General features: G+C 67.7%; 1 protein-coding gene. It reads left to right on the top strand.

Annotated elements, in window-relative coordinates; genetic code table 11:
• Positions 1-19 precede the first annotated feature (19 nt).
• A complete protein-coding gene (locus UXQ13_RS23575; RefSeq protein ID WP_225232589.1) occupies positions 20-913 on the top strand; it encodes an IS982 family transposase in 894 nt (297 codons plus the stop codon).
• The last annotated feature ends 23 nt before the right edge of the window (positions 914-936 follow it).

Here is a 936-nt window from a genome sequence, read left to right as displayed (position 1 = left end):
GGGTGCTGGGGTACGGGTTGTGACGACCGACCTCAACACCCTCCTGACCTCACTCTATGTCCGCATCGACGACTACCTGGGCCCTCGCTCACGTGTGGGGCGCCCTCCGCGGCTGACCGACGCCGAGCTGCTCACCTTGGCCGTGGCCCAAGCGCTACTGGGAGTCCATTCCGAGGCCCGCTGGCTGCGGCAGGTCCCGGCTGCACTGCCCGGTGCATTCCCCTACCTGCCCGAGCAGTCCGGTTACAACAAGCGGCTGCGTGGGGCGTTACCGCTGCTCAAGCGGCTGATCCGGGTCCTGGCCACCGACACCGACCTGTGGGCCGACCCGGTGTGGCTGGTGGACTCCACCCCGGTGGAGTGCGCCCGATCCCGGCCCACCGTGCGGCGCTCGGAGCTGGCCGGGGTCGCCGGCTACGGCTACTGCGCCAGCCACTCCCGCTGGTTCTGGGGCCTACGCCTGCACCTGGTGTGTACCCCGGCCGGACTCCCGGTCACCTGGGCGCTGGCCGATCCCAAGATCGATGAACGTCAGGTGCTGATGTGCGTCCTGGACTACGACGGTGACCTGATCACCGAACGGCCCGGGCTACTGGTGCTGGCCGACAAGGGCTACATCTCCGCCGAACTGGACGACTACCTGCACGCCCGCGGCGCCGACCTACTGCGCCCCTCCTACCGCAACCGCCCACCACGCCCCGGCCAGCACCTGCTCAAACCGGTCCGACAACTGGTCGAATCGGTCTTCGACACCCTCAAAGGCCAGCTCGACCTGGAACTCCACGGCGGTCGCACCCTCACCGGTGTCACCGCACGCATCGCTCAACGACTGCTGGCCCTGACCGCCGCGATCTGGCACAACCGCGCCACCGGCCAACCAGTCACAAGATCACTGATCGCCTACGACCACTGATCCAATCGGACTTACTCATCTAG

Origin of the sequence: Klenkia terrae, from assembly GCF_037083865.1 — a bacterium.
Classification (GTDB): Bacteria; Actinomycetota; Actinomycetes; order Mycobacteriales; family Geodermatophilaceae; genus Klenkia; species Klenkia terrae.
The sequence above is the reverse complement of the archived record's forward strand: the minus strand, read 5'-3'. Positions and strand labels throughout refer to the sequence as shown.